This is a genomic window from Acinetobacter sp. ANC 4779, assembly GCF_004331055.1.
Lineage (GTDB): Bacteria > Pseudomonadota > Gammaproteobacteria > Pseudomonadales > Moraxellaceae > Acinetobacter.
Window position 1 is genome coordinate 585,377 of the sequence record NZ_SJNU01000001.1, and the last position, 23,237, is coordinate 608,613.

A 23,237-nucleotide genomic window follows, 5' to 3' on the forward strand; every position below is an offset into this window, starting at 1 on the left:
GAGAATAACAATGAGCGCAATTCAATATGAAAAAAATGCAGACAACATCGTCATTTTAACTTTAGATTCTCCAAATCAGTCTGCCAACACCATGAATGCGGATTTCCGTGTGGCGCTGGAAGATATTGTTTTAAAACTGCAAGCAGACGCAGAAATTTCCGGGATTATTTTCCGTTCAGCGAAAAAAACCTTTTTTGCTGGGGGGGACTTGGATGAACTCATTGAGGCAGAGCCGGAGCATGCCACAGCATTTTTCAACATGATTGAAGAGATGAAAGCCAAACTGCGTTATATCGAAACACGTGGTGTTCCGGTGGTTGCGGCCCTCAATGGTACGGCGCTGGGCGGCGGCTGGGAACTGGCTTTGTGCTGTCACCACCGTATTGCACTGAATGACCCGAAAGCTAAATTTGGCTTACCAGAAGTGACTTTAGGTTTGCTTCCCGGCGGTGGCGGAATTGTGCGTATGGTGCGCCTGCTCGGTTTGCAAAATGCCTTTCCACTGTTGATGGAAGGCAAACAGTTTTCTGTCGATAAAGCCAAGGCTTTAGGTTTAATTCACGCTATTGTGGAAACTGAACAACAACTTTTAGACCAGGCGCTTGCCTGGGTCAAAGCCAATCCAATCTCACAACAACCGTTTGATGTGAAAGGCTACAAAATTCCAGGTGGCGACCCCAAAACCCCTGCTGTTGCTCAAATGCTTGCAATTGCACCTGCCATGCTGCGTGACAAGACCAAAGGTTGCTATCCCGCTCCTGAAGCCATTATGGCAGCAGCCGTGGAAGGTGCGCAGGTAGATATAGATACCGCACTGACCATCGAATCGCGCTACTTTACTTATCTGGCGACCGGTCAAATTTCTAAAAACATGATTGGCACCTTCTGGCATGGTCTGAATGCGATTAAGTCAGGTGCAAGCCGGCCTAAAGAGATTGCCAAATGGAAAGCCAGCAAAGTCGGTATTTTAGGTGCAGGGATGATGGGTGCAGGGATTACGTATGCGACTGCATCGAAAGGCATACAAGTCGTTCTAAAAGATGTGTCATTAGAGGCGGCTGAAAAAGGCAAAGTCTACAGTCAAAAGCTACTGGATAAAAAAGTTTCTCAAGGTCGTTTAACGGCTGAAAAACGTGATCAAGTTTTAAGTTTAATTACAGCAACCGCTTCAGCAGAAGACTTGCAAGGTTGTGACCTGATCATTGAAGCAGTGTTTGAAAATCCGCAACTGAAAGCCAAAGTCACTCAAGAAGCAGAACGCTATTTGATCGACGGTGGGGTGATGGCATCCAATACCTCTACCCTGCCCATTACCGAACTTGCTCAAGCTTCTAAAGACGATAGCCATTTCATTGGTCTGCATTTCTTTAGCCCGGTCGATAAAATGCAACTGGTGGAAATTATCAAAGGAAAAAATACCTCAGATGAAACCTTAGCCAAGGCTTTTGATTTCGTGCAGCAAATGGGTAAAACCCCAATTGTGGTGAATGACAGTCGTGGTTTTTTCACCAGTCGTGTGTTTGGTACGTTTGTGCAAGAGGGTTTACGACTGCTTGCGGAAGGAGTTCATCCTGCCAAGATTGAAATGGCTGCACTTAAAGCCGGCATGCCTGTTGGGCCACTTGCGATTCAGGATGAAGTCTCTTTAACCTTGTCTGAACACGTGGCTGCAGAGACGCGCAAAGCCTTATACGCAGAAGGCAAAGATCTGCCACGTTCAGCTGCCGATGAGGTGATTAAAAGCATGATTCATCAATTTAACCGTAAAGGTAAAGCTGCGGGTGCGGGTTTCTATGAATATCCTGAAGGCGGCAAAAAATACTTATGGGAAGGTTTAAGCCACTGGAAAAAAGATGTGGAGATATCCGAACAGGAAATGATTGATCGGTTCCTGTTTGTTCAAGCGCTGGACACTTTGCGCTGCTATGAAGAAGGTGTGTTGGAGTCGGTTGTCGATGCCAATGTCGGTTCCATTTTCGGGATTGGCTTTGCCCCATGGACCGGTGGAGCCATACAGTATCTGAACCAGTATGGTCTGGAAAAAGCCTTCATCCGCGCCAACACGCTTGAAGCTAAATATGGTGAGCGTTTTAAAGCACCGCAATTGCTGAAAGATAAAGTGCACACTGGCGAGAAAATTTCATAAAACCCCTTAAGTCATAAAGCATTAACGCCCTTTCTTTAGATTGAAGATAAGGGCGTTAAGACATTGAAATGTTTTTTTGCTCATTTAAACCACCTCCCTATCTTTTAAGCCTGAATATTTATAGCGATATAACTTTGACTTCACTTAAACAGAAACCAGCTCCTTGAATTCATTTCACTCGCTTATTTAAATGAATGGTTGAGTCAGTTATGGGTCGGATTTTCTTCTATTCTGTGTTATAAAGTTACATAGATTCTGATTTATTTTTATCCATTTTGGTATTTATTCATGACTGACAATTCTTCTCCCGAAAAATCCCCTTGGGGCTGGAAAGCGCTGATTATTGCTTGTATTTTAGGTGCTTTTTTCATGGGGTTTTTCTATCTTGCCGTAAGCAACGAGCCAGATTACATGCCGAGCCAACAGCAAAAGAATACCCAGCAGCATGCATTTAAAAATGCACCAGCAATGTCTGAAGAAGCTTTGGCTGAAGCTAAAAATCAGAAAGAAGCTGCTGCAACAGTGACTGCTCAAGATCCTCAAATGTCGGCAGAAGAACATGCTGCAATGACAGAAGCGGAAAAATCAGTTGAACATGAGCATGGTCATTGATGCCAAGATTTCTGAAAATAAAAAAAGCCACTTTTTAGTGGCTTTTTTTATTTTCAACACTGAAATTTTAAATATCTAAGCGCAATTGAATAGCAATCGCATATTGATATGCGGAATACCGCAATCCAGATATTGCTCCCCTTCAACTTTAAAATCCAAAGCGGCATAAAACTGCATGGCATGTACTTGAGAAGACAACTTTAAAAATTCGCGCTGTTCCTGTTGGGCTTGCTGAATAATCTGTTGCATCAGCAGTTTCCCAATGCCTACACCGCGATGCGATTTCAGCACCGCCACACGCCCGACGCTGTTATTTTGTAATAACCGCGCTGTGGCAATCGGCTGATCTTGATCGTAAATCACAAAGTGTAGCGACACTGCATCCTCAGCATCCCATTCATCTTCTGCAGCTATCTGCTGTTCCTGAATAAACACCTGCTCACGAATCAGTTTTGCATCATTTTGCAGCTCATCCCAACTGCCTGTACGTAGGGTAAATTGACTCATCAACAATCATCTTCCTAAAATAAAAGCAGCATTGCGACTGCTTGATTCATTTTAAACTGGTTTTAAATTAACACTTGCAGCCAATATCCTGCTGATCCCACTGGTTGTTGAGCAATAATTCAAGCGAATGCTTTTGAATGCCATACATCTCTTTTAAGGCGTGAATCTGCTCCAATACTGCCTGATCCGGCTTTTGATAATCTTTACGTTTGGTCGCCAAGATCATCTTGTTTTTACTGGTATGTTCCAAAGCCACAAATTCAAACACTTTGGTTTCATAGCCATAGGCTTTAAGCAATAAAGCACGAATGGTATCGGTCAGCATTTCTGCCTGTTGACCTAAATGAATGCCAAATTGCAACATCGGCTTTAGCACTTCCGGGCTTTTCAGCTGTGGACGCAATTCCTTGTGACAACACGGCGCGCACATAATCATCTGTGCGTTTAAGCGAATACCGCTGTGAATGGCAAAGTCGGTCGCCACATCACAGGCATGCAAAGCGATCATCACATCCAGGTGTTCAGGTTGATAGGTTCGTACATCCCCCTGGAAAAAATCCAGTTGGCTAAATTGAGACTTTTCGGCAACCTGCTGACAGAACTCCACCATTTTGTCATTCAGCTCAACACCGGTAACAAATGGGGTTTGCCCCTGCTTTTCCAGATAATCGTATAAGGCAAAAGTCAGATAACCTTTACCCGAACCAAAATCGACCACACGCAAAGCATGCTCTTGTTGTGGAATTTGCTCTAAAGCACCCGAGAAGATTTCTACAAATTTATTAATCTGTTTCCATTTACGCGCCATGCTGGGAATAATTTGTGCTTTGGCGTCAGTAATGCCCAAAGGCTGTAAAAAATAACTGTCTTGATCGACGTAACGATGTTTAATCCGGTCATGTCCCTGCTGAGTTTCTAAGTTTTGAGTCTGTGCTACAGATTTATTTTTACTGATGGTTAGCATGGCCTTTTTCTTATTCTTTTTGAGTTGCAGCTCTTCTTCAGTGCTAAACAGGTTGGCTTGTTTACATTGGGCCAATAAATCTTGAACAAGTGGTTTGGCTTCCGCTAAAGGGTAGTTTTTGGTGACATCCTGAGTCTTATAACGATACAAACAACTTAAAACCAGCTGTCCTTGCAGTGAAATGACTCGCAAGGTCATTTTCTCCAGATTTTCAAGTTCACCTTTATACTGGCTAAGAATCATTCGATCAAAACTTTGTGTTTCAATGGCTTGCTGAAAAGCATCTAAGAATTGTTGTTCCTGAATAGAAGGAGAAGCCAATTGAGACATATACATAACTCGAGTAAATTGAGTGCTCAGTGTAAAACTTCTTACTTTAAAGGTAAAACTTCATTACTATACAAGTGTATTTTTAATTAAAGAAAATAAGCAATGAGTACATCTACCTTGCAGGCTTACGATCCACATGAAGAAAAAATAAATGCGATTAGTCATGCAATTGGCGCACTTTTGGCAGTTATTGCCAGTATTTTCATGCTGGTTAAAGGCAGTTATTTGCCTTTAGGACAATTTATTGGCCTATGTGTCTATGCATTGAGCCTGATTTTACTCTTTGCCGCTTCAAGCTTATATCACTATGCCGAATCGCCACAGCGTCGCGGCTGGTATAAAAAACTGGATCACACCGCAATTTATTATTTGATTGCTGGAACCTATACTCCGTTCTTGTCTATCGCCCTTCCAACGGCAAAAGCGCAATACCTGTTAATCGCACTTTGGGTGATTGCTGGCATTGGCACCCTATTCAAGTTAGTTTTCATTCATCGTTTCCAGAAAATTTCACTCATTGCCTATCTGGCTATGGGATGGCTTGCATTGCTGGTCATGGATGATATGCGACGCTTTTTAAGCGATCAAGCATTAACCTATCTGGTGATCGGTGGACTGGCCTATACCATTGGTGCATTGTTTTATGCCCTAAAAAAGGTAAGATATACGCATGCTATCTGGCATGTTTTTGTATTGATTGGTGCTGGATCACACTTCTTAGCGATCTGTCTTTACGTGATATAAACCCTTTATCTCTACATTTTTTAGTAACCCTAAATCCGTAGACATGAGTCGGTATTTCGTATTTTTTTAAGAAATTACGCCTTTTTTAAAAAGATTACGCTTTTAAAACTAATCTTTTTTATTTTTAGTAAGTGTAAGGTTTCTCATGGCGTCATCAAATTCTATTCCTGCTTCGGAAGAAGTAGCTACAAATTCAAAATTCCGCGTACTCACTGCGAGTCTTGTAGGTACAACAATCGAGTTCTTCGATTTTTATATTTACGCCACCGCTGCAGTGCTTATTTTTCCTCATTTGTTCTTCCCTGCAAGTACAGATCCAACGACTGCAACCATTCAGTCTTTAGCAACCTTTGCTATTGCCTTTATTGCCCGTCCAATTGGTGCTGCTTTGTTTGGACATTTGGGTGACCGTATTGGTCGAAAAGCCACGCTGGTTGCTGCCTTACTCACCATGGGGGTTTCAACTGTATGTATCGGTTTACTTCCAACCTATGCACAGATTGGTATTGTTGCCCCATTACTGCTCGCGCTTTGCCGTTTAGGACAAGGGCTGGGTCTTGGTGGCGAATGGAGTGGTGCGGTTCTGCTTGCCACTGAAAACGCCCCTGAAGGCAAACGTGCCTGGTATGGCATGTTCCCGCAACTGGGCGCACCAATCGGCTTTATCTTGGCTACAGGTTCATTCTTGACCCTGGGCGCATTTATGTCTGAAGCAGACTTTATGCAATGGGGCTGGCGTATTCCATTTCTTGCAAGTTCTGCACTGGTCATTGTGGGTCTCTGGATTCGTTTAAAACTTCACGAAACGCCTGCATTCCAAAAAGTACTGGACAAGCAAAAAGAAGTAAATATTCCATTTAAAGAAGTCATGACCAAACACTGGCGCATGCTGATTCTGGGTACCATTGCTGCTATCTGTACTTTCGTGGTGTTCTACTTGACCACAGTATTTGCCTTAAACTGGGGCACAACCAAGCTCGGTTATAGCCGCGCTGAATTCCTGCAATTGCAATTGGTTGCTACCCTGTGTTTTGCTGCATTCATTCCACTTTCTGCAGTTTTTGCCGAGAAATTTGGTCGTAAGGCAACTTCAATTGGCGTATGTATCGCTTCAGCGTTATTCGGTTTAGTGTTCGCAAGCATGCTTGAGTCTGGCAGCACCATTGTCGTGTTCTTGTTCTTATGTACTGGTTTAGCGATCATGGGCTTAACCTATGGTCCCATTGGTACTGTACTTTCTGAACTCTTCCCGACTTCAGTCCGTTACACCGGTTCTGCATTAACCTTTAACCTTGCAGGTATTTTTGGGGCATCTTTTGCACCCCTTATTGCCACTAAACTTGCAACCACTTATGGTTTACAAGCGGTAGGTTATTACTTGACGGCTGCATCCATCCTTTCACTACTTGCTTTCTTGGCAATGCGTGAAACCAAAAATGATGATGTAAACAACCAAGTTTAATTTCATCGAAAAATAAAAAAACCAGCGTTATGATGCTGGTTTTTTATGCTGTTTTTTCAGATCTGTTCATCACTTAACATTTCCTGATAAAGCTCTTCAAACACCTTTCGATCACCACCCGCTATGTAATAACTCGGAACAATGTAACTCACCAGTTGACGATATCTTTCCGTTCCATATAAATGATCCAGAAAAGCTTCCACATGATTCTCATCAATATCAAATGCCGTCATCAGCTGCTGAAACTTTTGATAAAACCGGCTAGCAAATGCGGGTGTATTGACCACATCGCTTTCGGCTTGCTGAAAAGCCTGTTCTAAAGCAAGCAAACCTGCTTCAAGTTGTGCCGATTGAGCCTCTGTTAAAGCAAAAAACTGACCGACCTCTTCTGACAAAGACATACTCTTCTCCTGTTTTGTTCTATTGTTATAAATCAATCTTGTTTTACGCAATGTCAATAATTGTTCCGGCAATCGGTCTTTAATTTCAAACCAGCTCAATGATATCAATGGTCGGTGGCACCCGAAAACGAAATGGCACGCCCACCATTCCTGTTCCAACCGTAACAAATACATCGGCATATTCATGCTGATATAAACCTTTCTTATGTCCCAGTATAGACACTTTTTTCATGATGTAATTGGTTAACCAAGGCAGCTCAACTTGACCACCATGCGTATGACCAGACAACATTAAAGGACGTGTCGGCAATTGTGGCACCATATCCACTGTGTCAGGATTATGCGACAAAATCACCCAAGGTTTATCTTGAGGTAAATCAGGCATAAAACGCATATCGGTTTTGCCCGCCCATAAATCACCGACTCCCAACAAGCGAAATTCATCAAATTCCACCATCTGTCCTTCAATATCAATCACATCATTGATCTTTAAAGCATGTCTTAATAATTGCTGAATCGGGGGGCCTGGATATTGTTCGTCATGATTGCCATTGACTGAATAAACTGGGGCCTTGATCTGTTTTAAAATCGCCAGTTCATCGGCAAGTTTGTTTTCTGGTTCATAGGTCCAGTCCCCGGCCACTACCACTAAATCAGGATTCTGCTGATTAATTTTATCGACAATAATTTTCAGTTGCCGTTCATGCCCTGAAAACAGGCCAATATGTAAATCGGCAATCAAGGCCAGTTTGACCGGACGCTGCATGTTCTGATCCGGATTCAACTGATATTGCAGGGTTTTCACCATCACATGCTGCGGTTCAATAAAACGTGCATAAATGAGCACGCTACTCAGCAGGAAGATAAAAACAGCTTCATGAATGGAGTAATAGCCACTCCAACCGGCATAGATGCTAAAGAAAAACAAAGGAAGGAGTAAATAAGATAGATAAAATGCCAGTAAATGCACAAAAGCTTTAAACGGATGAATGGTTTCCGTACGCGTTTGACTCCGCCACGCTTGTGCCATCCCCCAAATTCCAAGCACTAAAAAACTGATATAAAAATAAAAAACGACCGAGTCTGTATCCCACATAATGATTTCTCTAACGATAACGAAGATATGACATCATTCATCTATTCTGATATTTATCTTTTCACAGCTGACCATTATACTCAAACCAAATTTTGGTATTGTTTATAACTCATGGCGCGATCTTGCTCTCCTAAAACTCAATCAGATACTTATAAATTGCGTAGCTCTACCCCTACTAAAACTGCAGTATTACTAAGTTGTAGCCTGATTGTAGGGATTCCCGCATGTAGCACGCTGCCTAAACAAACGCCGCAACCGATTGAATATGCATTTGATACCGAAACCAAACAAACCTCACTAGCTCAAATCATTTTGCCCTTAAGAGAACAGAACCCTGATCTTACCGGTTATCATGTTTTATATGATCCCCTGGAAGCTATAGCAGCACGCATACATCTTATTGATAAAGCAGAAAAAACTCTAGACTTACAATACTATATCTGGGACAACGATAAAATTGGCTCGCTTGCACTGCATTCCATCATTAAAGCAGCAGATCGTGGAGTAAAAGTCCGTTTGTTAATGGATGACAACAATGCCAAAAAGATGGAAGGCATATATCTGGCACTCGATCAGCATAAAAATATTGAAGTCAGACTGTATAATCCTTACCGTTTTAGACATTACCGTGCCATGGACATGGTGCTGGATTTAAAACGTATTAACCGCCGTATGCATAACAAAAGCTTCATTGCAGACAACCAGATCGCTTTAATTGGCGGTCGCAACATGAGTAATCAATATTATAACGTCAGCGACAATTATCAATTTTCTGATGTCGATGTGATGCTGGTCGGCTCTGCGTCCGATGAAATCGTTCATTCTTTTGATGACTACTGGAATGATGATTATGCATTTCCAGTCAAACAAATTGTCAATCCTCGACACCACTCCTTGCGTTTTGAAAGTCTAAAACAGCAACTCGAGCAGCATTCACAAACCGTTAACGTTCAAAACTATCTAGATTTAGCCAACCGATCGCACGCCTTTGAAAAATGGCTCAATAGCAGTATCCAGTTTGACTGGGTCAAAGCCGAAATCGTGAATGATTCACCCAGTAAAATCAGGGCTAAAGCGAAAAAAGAGCAACACCTGAATTTTCAGCTGCTGAATCGTTTAGCCAAACCAGAACAAAGCGTCGATATTATTTCAGCTTATTTCGTTCCTGAAAAAAAAGGCGAAAAAATGCTGAGCGAACTGGCTCAAAATAATATCCATGTCCGGGTACTCACCAACTCTTTTAAAGCCAATGATGTGTTTTTAGTGCATGCTTTTTATGGAAAGTATCGAAAAAATTTATTAAAGGATGATGTCGAGTTATATGAGTTTCTATCTGCCCCTGAAACTAAAAACTTGAATGCCAATACCAATGAACTTGCTAAAAAAGCCAAAGTCAGCTTAAAAGGTTTAAGCCGTTCCAGCCTGCATGCAAAACTGATGGCGATTGATCAAAAACAGGTTTTTATTGGTTCATTCAATTTTGATCCACGTTCTGCCTATTTAAATACGGAAATTGGGGTATTACTGGATAGTCCTAGTTTAGCCAAATCCGTACATCAAACCATGGATGAAAATTTATCTAAATATGCCTACAAACTGGTTTTAGATGCCAATAATAAAATCAACTGGAAAATTAAAAGCTATGATGGCAGCATCAAAACCTATCCCAAAGAACCGAAAATGAAATGGTGGCAAAAGGCAGGAGTTAAAGTAATTTCATGGTTGCCACTCGAAGGCTTTATGTAAGCCTTTACTTTGTCTGGCATTCATTTTATTTGCCCGTTCAAGCTGCAGTTTTAAGCACTTTTTGCTGCAATTGTGCTAGCCCTTCAGTCATTTTGCTTTGAACTTCTTGAGTCAATGTTTCCACCGTATGCCCTTCAGTAGATATTGCCGGCAAGGCGATTAAATGTGCTTTCACTTTAGGCATTTCCAAGACGTTTTTGACATGATCGGCAAAGCTAATATCATTAACAAACGGCGCCACCAGATCCAGTTGTCCATGTTGATTTACATAACAAATCAAACATATTTGTACAGGACGCTTGGCTTCAATAGCTGCACCTAAAATACGTCCATAGATTTTTTTTATTCTTGAGCCATCTGAAGTGGTCGCTTCAGGAAAAAATAATACTGGAATATCCTGTTTTAAAAAATCGGTAATTTGCTGTTTAATTTTAACCGAATCGCCGGAACCACGTTTAATAAACAGTGTCCCACCGCCCTTTGCCAGTTTGCCGAGTAACGGCCATTGTTCAATTTCAGCTTTTGCCAGAAAGAAAACTCGAGCCCCAGATCCCAAAACGGCCACATCTAACCAAGAAATGTGATTACTCACCCAGAGCGCCGGCTCACGTGGAATGATTCCATGCACCTGAATCTCAAGGTTAAAAACCTTGCATAATTGACGGCAAAAATGCTGTACATAACGCGTATTACACGGATTATTCGGATCTTTATATAAACGGTGACGAAAAACCAGATAAAACCCTTGTGCAATCGCAGCGACAACCGCCAATAACTTTTTACTATATAAGAAAAATTTAGACATACTATTTAACGATGAAGTTTCAGTTACAGAGGATTGAGTCATAGATTGATCACTAATTACCAGACACAGCGGTTAATCATTTATTTTCAGCCATTCTATACTGTTCATTTTGATCTTGCATTGATCATAAAAACCCAATCCTGCCTTTTTAATGGAATGATGAAAATCCAAAAACACGGCACTTTGATCTAATACACAAATTATACGAATAAATCCGTCTGCTTTAACAACCTGACCATCCATTAAAATTATAAAATTTATCAATATCTTAAAATCAGTTTAACAAAAATGACTTTTACATTTAGCCAGGATATTTTTATTTACTGAATGTTTTGTTACCTTACTTTAACCAGTCTGATCTATTTTTCACTATCCGTGCTTATTTTCTACTAAAATGAAGTTTTAACGTAGTTGAGATAGTATTTAGTGGAATATATTGAGCGACATCAAGGTGGCGAACGCGCCCTATTAGTAAGTGTCTCTGTACAACTTTTAGATGACCTTGATGCAGAAGAATTTCGCTTATTGGCCCAGTCAGCGGGTGCTGAAATTGTAGAACATATTACCGCTCAACGTATCAAGCCCGACCCAAAACTGTTTATTGGCTCGGGGAAAGCAGAAGAAATCGCGGAGCGAGCTAAAGAATTAGAAATAGATTTGGTCATTTTTGATCATAGCCTGACCCCTTCCCAAGAACGCAATTTAGAAAGAGTCATTCAATGCCGCGTGATTGATCGTACGCGGCTCATTCTCGACATTTTTGCCCAACGTGCCCGCACCCATGAAGGTAAACTTCAAGTTGAATTGGCACAATTGGATTATTTGTCTTCACGTCTGGTCGGCAGTGGCATCAGTTTAGACAGTCAAAAAGGCGGTATTGGTTTACGTGGACCTGGTGAAACACAACTGGAAACAGATCGCCGTTTACTGCGTTTACGTATTGGACAATTAAAAGACAAACTGGAAAAGGTTCGTCAAACCCGTATGCAAGGTCGTTCTGCACGCCAGAAAGCCGCTATTCCAACAGTATCTCTGGTCGGGTATACCAATGCAGGTAAATCGACATTATTTAACCTATTGGCGCGCTCTGACGTGTATGCCGCCGACCAGCTGTTTGCCACACTTGATCCGACTTTACGCCGTTTAAATTGGGATGGGATTGGTGCTCTGGTTCTGGCGGATACCGTAGGTTTTGTCCGTAACCTCGCCCATGCCTTGGTAGAATCCTTTAAAGCCACGCTTGAGGAAACGGCTGAGGCTACCTTGCTGCTGCATGTCATCGATTCCAGCAGTCCAGATATGCTGGAACAAATTGAAGCCGTCGAGTCTGTTTTAAAAGAAATTGGGGTCGATGTCCCGGTACTCCGCGTCTATAACAAAATCGATATCAGCGGTGAAGATGCTAAAATTGTGTATGCCAAACCGCATTTGCCCGATCGTGTCTATGTATCTGCGCATGCCAACAAAGGTTTAGACCTGTTACGCCAAGCAGTTCAAGAATGCTTGATGGGACAGTTGCAAAGTTTCGAGCTGGTGTTAAAACCCGAATATGGAAAATTGCGTACTCAACTGTATGCGCTAAATGTCATTCAAACTGAAAATCATGATGAAAATGGCAATCTGCATTTACACGTCATTATTGCCCCACAAAAGCTGGAGCAACTGATTAAACAGGCACATTTACCAATTGATGAAATTCTGGGGAAAAAAGCCACGCAATTTAAAAAACCACTTGAGGAATTTGAAATCAAAAGATAAATCGGTTAAAACGTGATAAGTATAATTTTAAAGTTTGGTAAAAATGCACGGGATAAAAACCATCGACTGGCCAGCATGGATCAGTACACTGGCTTTAATCATCTGCTTTCGTGAGGGAGCAGTATGGTTAATGACGCAATTTAATCATCCTGAACTGGGTAATTTGGTCGGCTTGATTGGCTTGTTGCTGACTCTGCTTATCTGGAGAAATGTCCACAAATTACCTGCGCGTTTAGTCGATACCAACAATAAAATCATGAAGGAAAGTGCCTTTGCTTTTTTGCCGATTAGTGCAGGCTCGCTGATTATGTTGGTACACATGGGAAAGGAAATTCCTGTTTTTCTTGTGGTGATGTGTATCAGTACCCTGATTCCATTATGGGTCTACGCAAAAATGGCCAAACGCTGGTTATAGGGGAAATATGATGTTAGCAGTACTCTACGGTTTTATCTTGACCCTGTTCGCCTATGTTATAGCCAAACCTTTAAACAAAAGGCTTCCTCAAGTTCCAGTCATTGTCATCGGCATGTTTTTCATTATTGGATTGTTATTTGTGTTTGGGATTCCTTACGAATCTTATATGACTCGGGTCAATCCGCTGTTTAATCATTTACTCGGCTATGTCACGGTTGCCTTGGCCATTCCGCTTGCCGCCATGCGTTATGACGACTTACCTCTCAAAGCGATTGTCGGTATTTTGATTTTTGCCAGTATTAGTGCTGTGGCTTTACCTATGGGACTTGCCTATTTATTGCATATGTCTGACTCAAGCATTATGGCCTTTGCAACTCGGGCAGTAACCACACCAATTGCCATTAATATCGCCACACTATTACATGCACCCCTCAGCTTGGTTATTTTAATTGTCATTTTATCCGGTGTGATTGGCGCTGCTTTTTCTCCATTTATCTTGCGTCATATGAATGATGAAAGAGCCTCTGGTCTGGCATTAGGCTTGGCAGCACATGCCATCGGAACTGCACAGGCATGGCAACGAGGCAGTGTGGCAGGCCGTTATGCGGCATTTGGTATGGCTGTGAATGCTGTCTTCACCGCCATCTGGTTGCCAACTTTTATACTCTATTTGCAGAAAATGTGACTGATACTTCACTAATACACATTTATATAGTCAAAATTTGACCTTATGATTAAAATTATTCCTAAATTTATTGAACGGTTATTGGATGAAAAATTTTAGACTTTTAGCAGCCCTACTTCTATCGACCAGCAGTAGTGCTGTTTTTGCGGAAGACATTTCGGGAATCTGGAAAAATATTGATGATAAAACCGGTTCTTCAAAAGCGATTCTTGAAATTCGCCAAGAAAATAACGGGACCTATACCGCAAAAATTGTAAAAATCACTCCTCGCCCGGGTTACACAGCCAAAGAAACCTGTGTGAATTGTCCTGCGCCTTATACCAATAAGCCTATTCTAGGGATGGATGTTTTAAAAGGTTTAAAACCGGCTGCAGGATCCAACTTTACTGACGGCAAGATTATTGATCCACTCAGCGGCAATATTTACAGTATGAAAGCAAAATTAAGTCCAAATGGTAAGCGTTTAACCCTTCGTGGTTATGTCGGAGTTTCAGCTTTAGGTCGCAGCCAGACCTGGATTAAAAATGACTAAATATGACAAAAAGTCACACTATGTGGCTTTTTCTTTAATACTATCTAAATAATTCACATTATTTTCAGTTTTTATGAAGCAATAGGTTGACTGATCTTTAAACAATGATTATATCTTTAAACTGATAAGAAAAATATTTTCCTTACTCATGGGGATGGATATGAAGAAAAATCTATTATGTATTGCTTTTGCTAGTCTAGCTTTTAGTGGGAATGTATTGGCAGAAGATATTACCGGAACATGGAAGACCATTGACGATAAAACAGGCTCATCAAAAGCAATTTTGGAAATGCGCCAAGAAAATAATGGTACTTATACCGCAAAAATCATCAAAGTAACCCCGCGCCCAGGCTATACCCCCAAGGAAACCTGTATAAATTGTCCTGCGCCTTATACCAATAAACCCATTTTAGGCTTAGATATTTTAACCGGATTGAAAGCTGCGGATGATTACCACTTTGTAAATGCCAAAGTTCTTGATCCTCTCACGGGTAAAATTTACAGCGGGAAAGCAAAATTGAGTGCCAATGGTAAACGTCTTACGCTACGTGGTTATGTCGGTGTTTCTGCACTGGGTCGTAGCCAAACCTGGATTAAGCAAGATTAAATTATGCTCATTACCATTCAGCATAGAGGGTTAGTGTGGTACGAATAACAGCTTAATTTTCATTTAAAAGATTGCTTAATTTCGTATCACAGCCTTACCTTAAACTAAGTCAGCAGGACAGTGAACTTATATAAATAAGGAAATTTTATGAAAAAAATAGCAATCGCGACTTCATTTTTTGTCGTACTACTCAGCAGTTTTTCAATTTTTGCTCAGGAGATAGCCGGTACATGGATACAAATTGATGATAAAACAGGTTCACCTAAAGCACTGATTCAGATTGAGAAACAAAATAATGAATCTTATACTGGTAAAATTATTAAAGTAACCCCACGCCCGGGTTATAAAGCTAGAGAAACCTGTTACCGTTGTCCGCCGCCCTACACAGATCAACCCATATTGGGATTAGAAGTGTTTAAAGGTTTACAACATATCGAAGGAAATAATTATGCCAACGGTCGGGTACTGGATCCTTTAACTGGAAAAATATATGGCTTGAAAGGACGAGTTTCCGCCAACGGTAAACGTTTTATATTACGCGGTTATGTGGGGATTTCTGCCTTAGGTCGAACTCAAACCTGGATTAAAAGTGATTAATCCTGAAAAAAAGCCGCACTATGTGGCTTTTTTATTTATAATTCTTTAAATACTTCACATTATTTTGATTTTTTATAAACCCACATATTGACTAATAATTAAACGCTCATATTATGTTCTTATAGATAAAAAAAATTATTGTCCACAATCGAAGGAATTGATATGAAAAAGAATATTATGCTTGCTACTACTTTGGTTGGGTTATTTTTCAGTGGAAATATATGGGCACAAGACCTGTCGGGGACTTGGCAACAAATTGATGATAAAACCGGTTCACCTAAAGCGCTAATCGAAATTCGTCAAGAAGCCAATAATACTTATGCAGGTAAAATTATTAAAGTCACGCCTCGTCCAGGTTATACACCTCAAAAGTTATGCAACAACTGTCCGGCACCTTATACCAACAAAGCAATTTTAGGCATGGATGTCCTCACCGGCTTAAAACATGTTGAAGGGACCAACAATTATGAAAAAGGTCGCGTGATTGATCCGCTTGCAGGAAAAATTTACGACGCTAAAGTCAAGATAAGTAGCAATGGCAAACGCTTGACCTTACGCGGTTATGTCGGTATCTCGGCACTAGGACGTAGCCAAACATGGCTTCGGGTAGAATAATCAGAATGTAAACTCAATAAAAAGCCACACTAAAGTGGCTTTTTTATATTAGTCAATCAAATGATCTCATTTTTTGCACACTCTCCAGAATATTGACTAATCACATAATCCTTCTAATATACCTACTCAATAAAAAATAATGAATTATGTAAAGGATTTATATGCAAAAGAATATATTGCTTGCCACTTTGGCGAGTGTGCTTTTTAGTGGCAATGTTTTTGCTGAAGACATTTCTGGAACTTGGCAGCAGATTGATGATAAAACAGGTGCAGCCAAAGCAATCATCAAAATCCATCAAGAAGCCAACAACAGCTTTACCGCTAAGATTGTCAAAGTGACACCTCGTCCGGGTTATACTCCCCGTGAAACATGTAATAACTGCCCTTCCCCCTATACCAACCAGCCAATTTTAGGTATGGAAATCATTAAAGGCTTAAAACATGTTGCGGGAACCAACAGTTATGAAAAAGGTCGGGTGATTGATCCTTTAGCAGGCAAAGTCTATGATGCCAAAATTAAAATGAATGCTACAGGTAAGCGTCTGACTTTAAGAGCCTATATGGGTATTTCAACTTTGGGACGTAGTCAAACCTGGATCAGACTTGAGTAAATTACAACCCAATAAATACCCATAAAAAAAGCCACATCATGTGGCTTTTTATTTTGTAAATTATCCAAACATTACATCACTGGATTATTAACTTTAAATATTTCTTTATCTTCCAGGCGATAGGCAAGCAACTGATTACCCCAAACACAGCCGCCATCGACATTCTGAATCTGTGGATTAATACTTTTACCCTGTAATGCAGCCCAGTGTCCAAAGATCAATTGATGTGTTTTTGCAGCTTCCGATTCAAATTCAAACCATGGTCTAAAACCTTGAGGCATTGGCTCATCGAGCGAATCTTTAAAGCTAAACTCTAAGCGGCCTTGGCTATCGGTTAAACGCATACGGGTTAAATAGTTGGTAATACAACGTATACGCGCATGACCTTCTAGATCATCCGACCAGAGCTCAGGTTTGGTACCGTACATATCCTTCAAGAAAGCATCGAGCACAGCAAAGTCTTCATGACTGATGATCGCTTCTACTTCTTTTGCCAAAGCAGAAGTCTGTTCTGCTGACCAAATGCATGGAATACCCGCATGAGTCAAAATGGTGTGATGATTCGGGAAAAGACACAAGGGTTGTTTACGCAACCAGTCAATCAGGTCATCACTATCAATCGCATCAATTACATCACGGGTATTGTCTTTGTCTTTCAACTCTTTTAAACCACGCGCGCAGGCTAAAAGGGTCAGGTCATGATTACCCAAAACTGTTGCGGCGACTCCGCCATCAACAAGTTTTTTAACAAACCGCAATGCACCAAGCGAATTTTCACCACGTGCAACCAAATCACCCGCAAACCAGATAAAATCTTGATCCGGATCAAACTTGATTTCTTTTAGCAAGGCTTTTAAGGCTTCAAAACAGCCTTGAACATCACCAATGACATAGTTGTATCGAATATCGGAGCGTGCCACTTAAGCCACCATTTGATCTGACAAAGCAACAAATTGTGCCATAGATAAGGTCTCTGGACGTGCCATCGGGTCAATACCGGTTTTCTCGAAGGCATCTTCCACCAACATACCCTTCAAGCTGTTACGCAGTGTTTTACGACGCTGAGTAAACACATGTGAAACCAGACGGGCCAAAGCTTTTTCATTTTTGGCAATAATCGGTTTTACTGCGTATGGCTCTAAACGGAATACCGCAGAGGTCACTTTGGGTGGCGGATTAAAAGATCCTGGCGGCACTTCAAATAAAAATGTCGGTTTACAGTAATACTGAATCATCACCGACAAACGACCATATTCTTTGGTATTTGGCGAAGCGGTAATGCGATCTACCACTTCTTTTTGCAACATGAAGTGCATATCTTGCACTTTGTCACCAAATTCCAAGAGATGAAACAAAAGCGGTGTCGAAATATTATAAGGCAAGTTGCCAACGACACGTAAAGGGCGATCTTCTTGGAATAATTGAGAATAATCATATCTCAATGCATCGGCTTCGATAATGGTTAAACGTTCAGGATATGGCACACGACCCGGTAGGCCTGCAGCCAAGTCACGATCCAGCTCAAGCACGGTTAAAGCATCACACTCGCCAATTAATGGTGAGGTCAACGCGGCTAAACCCGGCCCAATTTCTAGAATATTTTGCCCTGGACGCGGATTGACTGAACGTACAATTTTGGCAATGACACGCTGGTCATGTAAAAAGTTTTGACCAAATCGTTTTCGAGCCTGATGCCCTTCTTGTTTTGGGTTTAAGGCATTAATTTGATACATAAAAACATTTCCAACGTGAGTAATGAACAATAATCAGTGGCGCGCCAAATCGAGGGCTAAATCGACAGCAACGTGCAGGCTTGAACTTTTCGCAAGTCCGGTACCCGCAAGGGAGAGTGCTGTGCCATGATCGACAGAAGTTCGAATAAAAGGTAAGCCCAAAGTAATATTGATGGCTTCACCAAAGCCCTGTGATTTTAACACAGGTAAACCCTGATCGTGATACATCGCCAAAACAGCATCTGCATCTTTTAAATTTTCAGGAGTGAATAAGGTATCAGCAGGAAGACTCAAACTCATATTAATGCCTTGCGCCCGATAGCTTTCAAGCACCGGATTAATCACTTCGATTTCTTCCATCCCCAAATAACCCCCTTCACCTGCATGCGGATTTAAGCCACAGACCAGAATATGCGGATGCTCAATCTTAAACTTGGTTTTTAAGTCATGAATTAATATATCAAGGACTTGATGCAAACGCTGCGTCGTAATGGCATCTGCAACATCACGTAAAGCCAGATGCGTGGTTGCGAGGGCTACACGTAAGGTCTTGGTTGCGAGCATCATTACGACACGTTCAACACCTGCAAACTCCTGGTAATACTCGGTGTGACCACTAAAATGAATACCGGCATCGTTGATCACTGATTTTTGTACGGGAGCTGTTGCCACCCCCACACTTTTACCTGACATCGCATAATCAGCGGAACGACGGAGTTGTTCTAATACATAAGCAGAATTTTCAGCATTCAACTCACCCAAGACCACCTCAGTATTGAGTGGAATATGCTCCACATATAACTGACCTTGTGCTGAGGATTCTGATTGTCCTTGATACTCAATCAGTTCAATGGTTTGCTTTAGAATTTCAGCGCGTTTTTTCAATAAATTAAGATCAGCCAAAACCACAATCGGACGTTCATCAATACGCATCGCCAAACTTAAACAGATGTCTGGACCAATACCTGCAGGTTCACCACTGGTGACATATAAGGGAAGCATATTTTTGTCTCGTCTAAGCTGCGCTCGAATATCATTATTATATACAGGTTAGATAAACAAGTTTTTCCCTAACAGCTATTTTTCAAGAGAAAATAGGGATCAGCTCCTAATCATGGATGGAGTAATATCAAGTTCTATCCGTTCTATTGATAATATGAAAAATAGTTGTGATTATTCTTTGCACATTACAGGTTTTACCTATAAAATATAGCCCTTGAAATTCTACATTTTCATTTGTGATTCTTCACGTATTCGTTTAGAATCGCGTCTCCTTTTGTTTGGACAGATTCCATAGTCCAAACCAACTATAATAGGTAGTGGTTTAATGAAAACTCTCAGCGCTAAGCCAGCTGAAGTTCAACATGACTGGTATGTTGTTGATGCTTCTGGCAAAACTTTAGGTCGCCTTGCGACTGAAATCGCTCGTCGTTTACGCGGTAAGCATAAAACTTCTTATACTCCTCACGTTGACACTGGCGATTATATCGTTGTAATCAATGCTGAAGAAATTACTGTGACTGGTAAAAAAGCTCAGGATAAGAAATACTATCGCCATACTGGTTTCCCTGGTGGTATCCGTGAGACTAACTTCGAGAAGTTAATCGCTCACAAACCTGAAGCAGTTTTAGAAAAAGCTGTTAAAGGTATGTTACCAAAAGGTCCTCTTGGTTATGCAATGATCAAAAAAATGAAAGTGTACGCTGGTACTGAGCATCCACATACAGCTCAACAGCCACAAGTTTTGGACATCTAAGGGATACAGCACATGGCTACTAATTATGGTACAGGTCGCCGTAAGACCGCAACTGCACGTGTTTTCTTGTCAGCTGGTACAGGCAAACTCGTAATTAACAACCGTTCTATCGAACAATATTTCGGTCGTGAAACTGCTCGTATGGTTGTTCGTCAACCGCTTGAGCTTTTAGAAGTTACTGAAAAATATGACCTTTACATCACTGTTGCTGGTGGTGGTATTGGTGGTCAAGCAGGCGCTATCCGTCACGGTATTACTCGTGCATTGATCGCTTCTGACGAAACTTTAAAACCTGCTCTTCGTCAAGCTGGTTTCGTTACTCGTGATGCTCGTGAAGTTGAACGTAAGAAACTTGGTTTACGTAAAGCTCGTAAACGTCCTCAGTTCTCTAAACGTTAATTCGTTTACCGAATCGGACAAAAAGCCTTGGTTTATCCAAGGCTTTTTTATGTCCTAAAAATTTAGGTGAGGCCTTTGTTGTTCTACTGCATATGCACATCTTTACCCCAGACTCCTTCATGACACCAAAATGATTTACTCAGATAGTAGTTAGCAACACCAATTATAATAAAAAGCATCATCAAACCCAGTTTAATTATCATATTCTCTTACTCCAGTCATTTTTTCTTATAATCTACCTGTCCAATAGTTGATTCGTCTTTTATGCTTCGTGCTTTTTAGGTTGAATTTTAGTATCCTATTCTATTCATTTTTGCTTTGTTTGGGATTATGTCCGTCGAAACCGCACCTGTTCAAGGAATTACACTCTATAGCCATGCAGATGACTTTCGCTCACACTGGATTCGTTATGTCCTTGCCGAGAAGCAAATTAAATATCATCTGATTATTGTAGATGAAGACGATGAAGATCTCGCTAGCTTAAATCCATACAACAAAGTTCCGATGCTGGTTGAAAATGAACTTAAACTGTTCAATACCAGTATTATTTCCGAATATATAGATGATCGCTATCGTCAAAATAAATTATATGCCGATGCACCTATGCCGCGTGCTGAACAGCGTCAATATATTTGGCGATTTGAACAAGATTGGTTAAAGCTTGCAGATGTCATGCTGCGTCACCCAGATAGCTTAAATGCAAAAGATAAAGCAAAAGCGCAAAAACAATTGCGTGAGATACTCATCTCTCTAACGCCATTATTTCAGCATTTTCCCTATTTTATGTCAGAAAATTTTACAATTTTAGATTGCATGTTAGCGCCAATTTTTTTACGGTTACATTCAATGGGGATTGAACTCCCTAAACAACATTGCCGCCCCATTTTTTTATATTGCCAACGGATATTTTCCCGTCCTGCTTTTATCAAGTCTATGACCATGCAGGAAAAAAATAAATATCGTGAAATTTTAGTGAATCAATAGAGTATATTTCAATGTCTGATCAGGAATTAAACCTCACTCCCACCCGTCCTTATCTCGCTCGTGCAATTTATGAATGGATTTGTGACAACAACCTTACCCCACATTTGCTTGTTGATGCCACACAACCGAATACCATGGTTCCAGAACAATTTATTCAAGACGGGCAAATTGTTTTAAATATCGCCCCTCATGCAGTTCATAAATTAAATATAAGCGATGCTAGCATTACTTTCTCCGCTCGTTTTGGCGGCGTATCTCGTGATATATACGTACCTTTAAATGCTGTGATGGGTATTTATGCACGTGAAAATGGTCAAGGTCTATTCTTTGATCCAAGTGAATATGAAGATACCCAAATCCCTGAAGATACTTTAAAATCAACAACACTTTCAGAAGAAACTGAACAACCCAAGACTAAGAAAAAACCGAGTTTACGGTTATTAGACTAAAACAATATGGAGTAAATTGATGGCTTTTGATTTAGTACAATATTTTGCTGAGCAGATTAACACTCAAAAGCCTCAGCTTCTCGGTCAATACTCTAGAGAAGATAAAAAAGAGCATTTGTTAGAAATAAATGCGCTTGTGTTGGGTAAGTTGATTACACTTTGGCGCTCTAATGACAAAAAAGTTTATCAAGAAATTTCCTCACCCGATGAGCTCTTTATACAAGAGGTTGCACGCCACCTGACCACTTCTCCAAAAAATCAGTCTACATTAGCTAAAAGTGAATTAGAGCCAGCAGTCACAGAGATATTGCGCTTACAACTGGCAGAGCTCAAGCAACTCAATGACATTGGTAATCTCGAAGTCCGAGGATTACATGAATTACTCTTAGGACAAATTGAACATCTTGCAGGTCAAGCGCCTGATTGGGTTTGGTCAACAAACGACCTGTTAGAGTTAAAAGGCTCTAAACCTATTGTGCAAGAAGAGATATCATTAGATTCAACGATGAAGGAGTTTAATCAAATGGTAAGTCAGCAAACTGACATTAATGAAGATCAGCACAGAGCCGCTGCGGCAGTAAGCACTGTAGTGCCAACATGGGCAAAACTTTTCGAACCTGTAGTTGCCATCATCATTCTTTGGATTTTATATTCTGCTGCAACTCAAATGTTTAACTGAAATATTTAAAAGTTTAGTAAAAATAGAAGTCGCCTAAATGGCGATTTTTATTTGGAAATAGGTCAATAGTTTAGACTTATAAATAGCGTAGCTAAAAATAAATAATGCTTAATATATTTTCTCAATATAGCCAACCTACCATGGACTTCTTTCATTCATGAAGATTCCGTCGTCTATCTATTTAAGATATTGATTAAGTCAGTTCTACGTGAATTAGAAGCTATCTATTCTATTTACCAGGAAAATGACTTTTAACAAGGTAAGAGAAATTTTAAGCTATTCATCCATTTATCTTATTCTTAATTTAATAAAACAAGTTCTAGACATAGATATTCATTTTGAGTTCAAGCTTGAATACCCATTAAGTCGACTCTCATTTTGTTAAAACACTTTATCCAATCAAAGGCTCTCTCTGCAGGGATTTTTTTAGCATATAAAAATGGCGACCTAAAAAAACCCCCTCAATCTTAAGATTAAGGGGGTTTTCAGGAATAATGAGCTGGCGATGACTTACTCTCACATGGGTAACCCCACACTACCATCAGCGCAAAGAGGTTTCACTTCTGAGTTCGGGAAGGGATCAGGTGGTTCACTCTTGCTATTG

At 40.7% G+C, this 23,237-nt stretch carries 26 protein-coding genes and 1 rRNA gene; 18 read left to right on the forward strand and 9 right to left on the reverse strand.

What is annotated here, in order from left to right; genetic code table 11:
• Nucleotides 1-10 precede the first annotated feature (10 nt).
• Nucleotides 11-2,146, forward strand: coding sequence for a 3-hydroxyacyl-CoA dehydrogenase NAD-binding domain-containing protein (locus E0H80_RS02825; RefSeq protein WP_131362920.1), 2,136 nt, complete (start codon nt 11-13; stop codon nt 2,144-2,146).
• 288 nt (nt 2,147-2,434) lie between these two features.
• Nucleotides 2,435-2,758 (forward strand): hypothetical protein, encoded by a 324-nt coding sequence (locus E0H80_RS02830; RefSeq protein WP_131362922.1) that lies wholly within the window; start codon nt 2,435-2,437, stop codon nt 2,756-2,758.
• A 75-nt stretch (nt 2,759-2,833) separates the two neighbouring features.
• Here E0H80_RS02830 and E0H80_RS02835 read toward each other — a convergent pair whose 3' ends face one another.
• Both E0H80_RS02835 and E0H80_RS02840 read right to left on the reverse strand, forming a co-directional pair.
• Nucleotides 2,834-3,265, reverse strand: a complete 432-nt coding sequence (locus E0H80_RS02835) for a GNAT family N-acetyltransferase (protein WP_131362925.1) — start codon at nt 3,263-3,265, stop codon at nt 2,834-2,836.
• 67 nt (nt 3,266-3,332) lie between these two features.
• Complete coding sequence (locus E0H80_RS02840) at nt 3,333-4,559, reverse strand: class I SAM-dependent methyltransferase (RefSeq protein WP_131362927.1); 1,227 nt, start codon at nt 4,557-4,559, stop codon at nt 3,333-3,335.
• A 102-nt stretch (nt 4,560-4,661) separates the two neighbouring features.
• Here E0H80_RS02840 and trhA point away from each other — a divergent pair, with 102 nt between their 5' ends.
• Together trhA and E0H80_RS02850 are read left to right on the forward strand one after the other, a co-directional pair.
• Nucleotides 4,662-5,303 (forward strand): PAQR family membrane homeostasis protein TrhA, encoded by a 642-nt coding sequence (gene trhA, locus E0H80_RS02845; protein WP_131362929.1) that lies wholly within the window; start codon nt 4,662-4,664, stop codon nt 5,301-5,303.
• Between the two features lie 145 nt (nt 5,304-5,448).
• Nucleotides 5,449-6,765, forward strand: a complete 1,317-nt coding sequence (locus E0H80_RS02850; protein ID WP_067864958.1) for an MFS transporter — start codon at nt 5,449-5,451, stop codon at nt 6,763-6,765.
• Nucleotides 6,766-6,821: 56 nt separating this feature from the next.
• On the opposite strand, the gene E0H80_RS02855 is transcribed toward E0H80_RS02850, so the two are convergent.
• Together E0H80_RS02855 and E0H80_RS02860 are read right to left on the reverse strand one after the other, a co-directional pair.
• Nucleotides 6,822-7,166: a hypothetical protein gene (locus E0H80_RS02855; RefSeq protein WP_131362931.1), complete on the reverse strand. Its 345-nt coding sequence runs from the start codon at nt 7,164-7,166 to the stop codon at nt 6,822-6,824.
• Between the two features lie 85 nt (nt 7,167-7,251).
• The gene (locus tag E0H80_RS02860) at nt 7,252-8,262 is read right to left on the reverse strand and encodes a metallophosphoesterase (protein WP_131362932.1); all 1,011 of its coding nucleotides are present in this window, start codon (nt 8,260-8,262) and stop codon (nt 7,252-7,254) included.
• A gap of 111 nt (nt 8,263-8,373) precedes the next feature.
• Here E0H80_RS02860 and E0H80_RS02865 point away from each other — a divergent pair, with 111 nt between their 5' ends.
• Nucleotides 8,374-10,008: a phospholipase D family protein gene (locus tag E0H80_RS02865; RefSeq protein ID WP_131362934.1), complete on the forward strand. Its 1,635-nt coding sequence runs from the start codon at nt 8,374-8,376 to the stop codon at nt 10,006-10,008.
• A gap of 37 nt (nt 10,009-10,045) precedes the next feature.
• On the opposite strand, the gene E0H80_RS02870 is transcribed toward E0H80_RS02865, so the two are convergent.
• The gene (locus E0H80_RS02870; protein WP_131362936.1) at nt 10,046-10,855 is read right to left on the reverse strand and encodes a lysophospholipid acyltransferase family protein; all 810 of its coding nucleotides are present in this window, start codon (nt 10,853-10,855) and stop codon (nt 10,046-10,048) included.
• A 384-nt stretch (nt 10,856-11,239) separates the two neighbouring features.
• Here E0H80_RS02870 and hflX point away from each other — a divergent pair, with 384 nt between their 5' ends.
• The 8 genes from hflX to E0H80_RS02910 all read left to right on the forward strand — a co-directional run bounded on the left by hflX (nt 11,240) and on the right by E0H80_RS02910 (nt 16,633).
• Nucleotides 11,240-12,571 (forward strand): ribosome rescue GTPase HflX, encoded by a 1,332-nt coding sequence (gene hflX, locus E0H80_RS02875; RefSeq protein WP_067864948.1) that lies wholly within the window; start codon nt 11,240-11,242, stop codon nt 12,569-12,571.
• A gap of 43 nt (nt 12,572-12,614) precedes the next feature.
• Nucleotides 12,615-12,986 carry a hypothetical protein gene (locus E0H80_RS02880; protein ID WP_131362938.1) on the forward strand — a complete coding sequence of 124 codons (372 nt, stop codon included), beginning with the start codon at nt 12,615-12,617 and terminating at the stop codon, nt 12,984-12,986.
• Between the two features lie 10 nt (nt 12,987-12,996).
• Nucleotides 12,997-13,671 (forward strand): LrgB family protein, encoded by a 675-nt coding sequence (locus E0H80_RS02885; protein ID WP_131362940.1) that lies wholly within the window; start codon nt 12,997-12,999, stop codon nt 13,669-13,671.
• An 85-nt stretch (nt 13,672-13,756) separates the two neighbouring features.
• The gene (locus tag E0H80_RS02890) at nt 13,757-14,203 is read left to right on the forward strand and encodes a DUF2147 domain-containing protein (RefSeq protein WP_131362942.1); all 447 of its coding nucleotides are present in this window, start codon (nt 13,757-13,759) and stop codon (nt 14,201-14,203) included.
• Between the two features lie 160 nt (nt 14,204-14,363).
• Nucleotides 14,364-14,810: a DUF2147 domain-containing protein gene (locus E0H80_RS02895; RefSeq protein ID WP_067864929.1), complete on the forward strand. Its 447-nt coding sequence runs from the start codon at nt 14,364-14,366 to the stop codon at nt 14,808-14,810.
• Nucleotides 14,811-14,957: 147 nt separating this feature from the next.
• Nucleotides 14,958-15,407 carry a DUF2147 domain-containing protein gene (locus tag E0H80_RS02900; protein WP_131362944.1) on the forward strand — a complete coding sequence of 150 codons (450 nt, stop codon included), beginning with the start codon at nt 14,958-14,960 and terminating at the stop codon, nt 15,405-15,407.
• Nucleotides 15,408-15,569: 162 nt separating this feature from the next.
• Nucleotides 15,570-16,022 (forward strand): DUF2147 domain-containing protein, encoded by a 453-nt coding sequence (locus tag E0H80_RS02905; RefSeq protein ID WP_131362946.1) that lies wholly within the window; start codon nt 15,570-15,572, stop codon nt 16,020-16,022.
• A gap of 161 nt (nt 16,023-16,183) precedes the next feature.
• Nucleotides 16,184-16,633, forward strand: coding sequence for a DUF2147 domain-containing protein (locus tag E0H80_RS02910; RefSeq protein WP_131362948.1), 450 nt, complete (start codon nt 16,184-16,186; stop codon nt 16,631-16,633).
• Nucleotides 16,634-16,704: 71 nt separating this feature from the next.
• On the opposite strand, the gene E0H80_RS02915 is transcribed toward E0H80_RS02910, so the two are convergent.
• Genes E0H80_RS02915 through pdxA form a run of 3 tightly spaced genes read right to left on the reverse strand, consistent with a single transcriptional unit; the run spans nt 16,705 to nt 19,368 of the window.
• Nucleotides 16,705-17,538 (reverse strand): symmetrical bis(5'-nucleosyl)-tetraphosphatase, encoded by an 834-nt coding sequence (locus E0H80_RS02915; protein ID WP_228259945.1) that lies wholly within the window; start codon nt 17,536-17,538, stop codon nt 16,705-16,707.
• 15 nt (nt 17,539-17,553) lie between these two features.
• Nucleotides 17,554-18,366, reverse strand: coding sequence for a 16S rRNA (adenine(1518)-N(6)/adenine(1519)-N(6))-dimethyltransferase RsmA (rsmA, locus tag E0H80_RS02920; RefSeq protein WP_067864915.1), 813 nt, complete (start codon nt 18,364-18,366; stop codon nt 17,554-17,556).
• A gap of 33 nt (nt 18,367-18,399) precedes the next feature.
• Nucleotides 18,400-19,368 carry a 4-hydroxythreonine-4-phosphate dehydrogenase PdxA gene (gene pdxA / locus E0H80_RS02925; protein ID WP_131362952.1) on the reverse strand — a complete coding sequence of 323 codons (969 nt, stop codon included), beginning with the start codon at nt 19,366-19,368 and terminating at the stop codon, nt 18,400-18,402.
• 325 nt (nt 19,369-19,693) lie between these two features.
• On the opposite strand from pdxA, the gene rplM reads away from it, so the two are divergent.
• From rplM to E0H80_RS02950, 5 genes are all read left to right on the forward strand, one after another.
• Nucleotides 19,694-20,122: a 50S ribosomal protein L13 gene (rplM, locus tag E0H80_RS02930; RefSeq protein WP_067864911.1), complete on the forward strand. Its 429-nt coding sequence runs from the start codon at nt 19,694-19,696 to the stop codon at nt 20,120-20,122.
• A gap of 12 nt (nt 20,123-20,134) precedes the next feature.
• On the forward strand, nt 20,135-20,521 hold the full coding sequence (gene rpsI, locus E0H80_RS02935) for a 30S ribosomal protein S9 (protein ID WP_067864908.1): 387 nt from the start codon (nt 20,135-20,137) through the stop codon (nt 20,519-20,521).
• A 330-nt stretch (nt 20,522-20,851) separates the two neighbouring features.
• The gene (locus E0H80_RS02940) at nt 20,852-21,505 is read left to right on the forward strand and encodes a glutathione S-transferase N-terminal domain-containing protein (RefSeq protein WP_131362954.1); all 654 of its coding nucleotides are present in this window, start codon (nt 20,852-20,854) and stop codon (nt 21,503-21,505) included.
• Nucleotides 21,506-21,516: 11 nt separating this feature from the next.
• Complete coding sequence (locus tag E0H80_RS02945) at nt 21,517-21,954, forward strand: ClpXP protease specificity-enhancing factor (protein WP_067864904.1); 438 nt, start codon at nt 21,517-21,519, stop codon at nt 21,952-21,954.
• 19 nt (nt 21,955-21,973) lie between these two features.
• Complete coding sequence (locus E0H80_RS02950; RefSeq protein WP_131362956.1) at nt 21,974-22,633, forward strand: hypothetical protein; 660 nt, start codon at nt 21,974-21,976, stop codon at nt 22,631-22,633.
• 497 nt (nt 22,634-23,130) lie between these two features.
• Here the strand turns inward: E0H80_RS02950 and rrf are convergent.
• Nucleotides 23,131-23,237 (reverse strand): 5S ribosomal RNA (rrf, locus tag E0H80_RS02955); the annotation flags it as partial.

Coding starts and splice junctions, on each gene's coding strand:
- E0H80_RS02850 (WP_067864958.1), top strand. CDS start 5,449: ATGGCGTCATCAAATTCTATTCCTGCTTCGGAAGAAGTAGCTACAAAT.
- E0H80_RS02840 (WP_131362927.1), bottom strand. CDS start 4,559: ATGTCTCAATTGGCTTCTCCTTCTATTCAGGAACAACAATTCTTAGAT.
- E0H80_RS02910 (WP_131362948.1), top strand. CDS start 16,184: ATGCAAAAGAATATATTGCTTGCCACTTTGGCGAGTGTGCTTTTTAGT.
- E0H80_RS02945 (WP_067864904.1), top strand. CDS start 21,517: ATGTCTGATCAGGAATTAAACCTCACTCCCACCCGTCCTTATCTCGCT.
- E0H80_RS02855 (WP_131362931.1), bottom strand. CDS start 7,166: ATGTCTTTGTCAGAAGAGGTCGGTCAGTTTTTTGCTTTAACAGAGGCT.
- E0H80_RS02905 (WP_131362946.1), top strand. CDS start 15,570: ATGAAAAAGAATATTATGCTTGCTACTACTTTGGTTGGGTTATTTTTC.
- E0H80_RS02835 (WP_131362925.1), bottom strand. CDS start 3,265: ATGAGTCAATTTACCCTACGTACAGGCAGTTGGGATGAGCTGCAAAAT.
- rplM (WP_067864911.1), top strand. CDS start 19,694: ATGAAAACTCTCAGCGCTAAGCCAGCTGAAGTTCAACATGACTGGTAT.
- E0H80_RS02880 (WP_131362938.1), top strand. CDS start 12,615: ATGCACGGGATAAAAACCATCGACTGGCCAGCATGGATCAGTACACTG.
- E0H80_RS02870 (WP_131362936.1), bottom strand. CDS start 10,855: ATGACTCAATCCTCTGTAACTGAAACTTCATCGTTAAATAGTATGTCT.
- E0H80_RS02885 (WP_131362940.1), top strand. CDS start 12,997: ATGTTAGCAGTACTCTACGGTTTTATCTTGACCCTGTTCGCCTATGTT.
- E0H80_RS02950 (WP_131362956.1), top strand. CDS start 21,974: ATGGCTTTTGATTTAGTACAATATTTTGCTGAGCAGATTAACACTCAA.
- E0H80_RS02825 (WP_131362920.1), top strand. CDS start 11: ATGAGCGCAATTCAATATGAAAAAAATGCAGACAACATCGTCATTTTA.
- E0H80_RS02865 (WP_131362934.1), top strand. CDS start 8,374: ATGGCGCGATCTTGCTCTCCTAAAACTCAATCAGATACTTATAAATTG.
- E0H80_RS02940 (WP_131362954.1), top strand. CDS start 20,852: ATGTCCGTCGAAACCGCACCTGTTCAAGGAATTACACTCTATAGCCAT.
- E0H80_RS02900 (WP_131362944.1), top strand. CDS start 14,958: ATGAAAAAAATAGCAATCGCGACTTCATTTTTTGTCGTACTACTCAGC.
- pdxA (WP_131362952.1), bottom strand. CDS start 19,368: ATGCTTCCCTTATATGTCACCAGTGGTGAACCTGCAGGTATTGGTCCA.
- E0H80_RS02830 (WP_131362922.1), top strand. CDS start 2,435: ATGACTGACAATTCTTCTCCCGAAAAATCCCCTTGGGGCTGGAAAGCG.
- rsmA (WP_067864915.1), bottom strand. CDS start 18,366: ATGTATCAAATTAATGCCTTAAACCCAAAACAAGAAGGGCATCAGGCT.
- E0H80_RS02895 (WP_067864929.1), top strand. CDS start 14,364: ATGAAGAAAAATCTATTATGTATTGCTTTTGCTAGTCTAGCTTTTAGT.
- rpsI (WP_067864908.1), top strand. CDS start 20,135: ATGGCTACTAATTATGGTACAGGTCGCCGTAAGACCGCAACTGCACGT.
- E0H80_RS02860 (WP_131362932.1), bottom strand. CDS start 8,262: ATGTGGGATACAGACTCGGTCGTTTTTTATTTTTATATCAGTTTTTTA.
- trhA (WP_131362929.1), top strand. CDS start 4,662: ATGAGTACATCTACCTTGCAGGCTTACGATCCACATGAAGAAAAAATA.
- E0H80_RS02890 (WP_131362942.1), top strand. CDS start 13,757: ATGAAAAATTTTAGACTTTTAGCAGCCCTACTTCTATCGACCAGCAGT.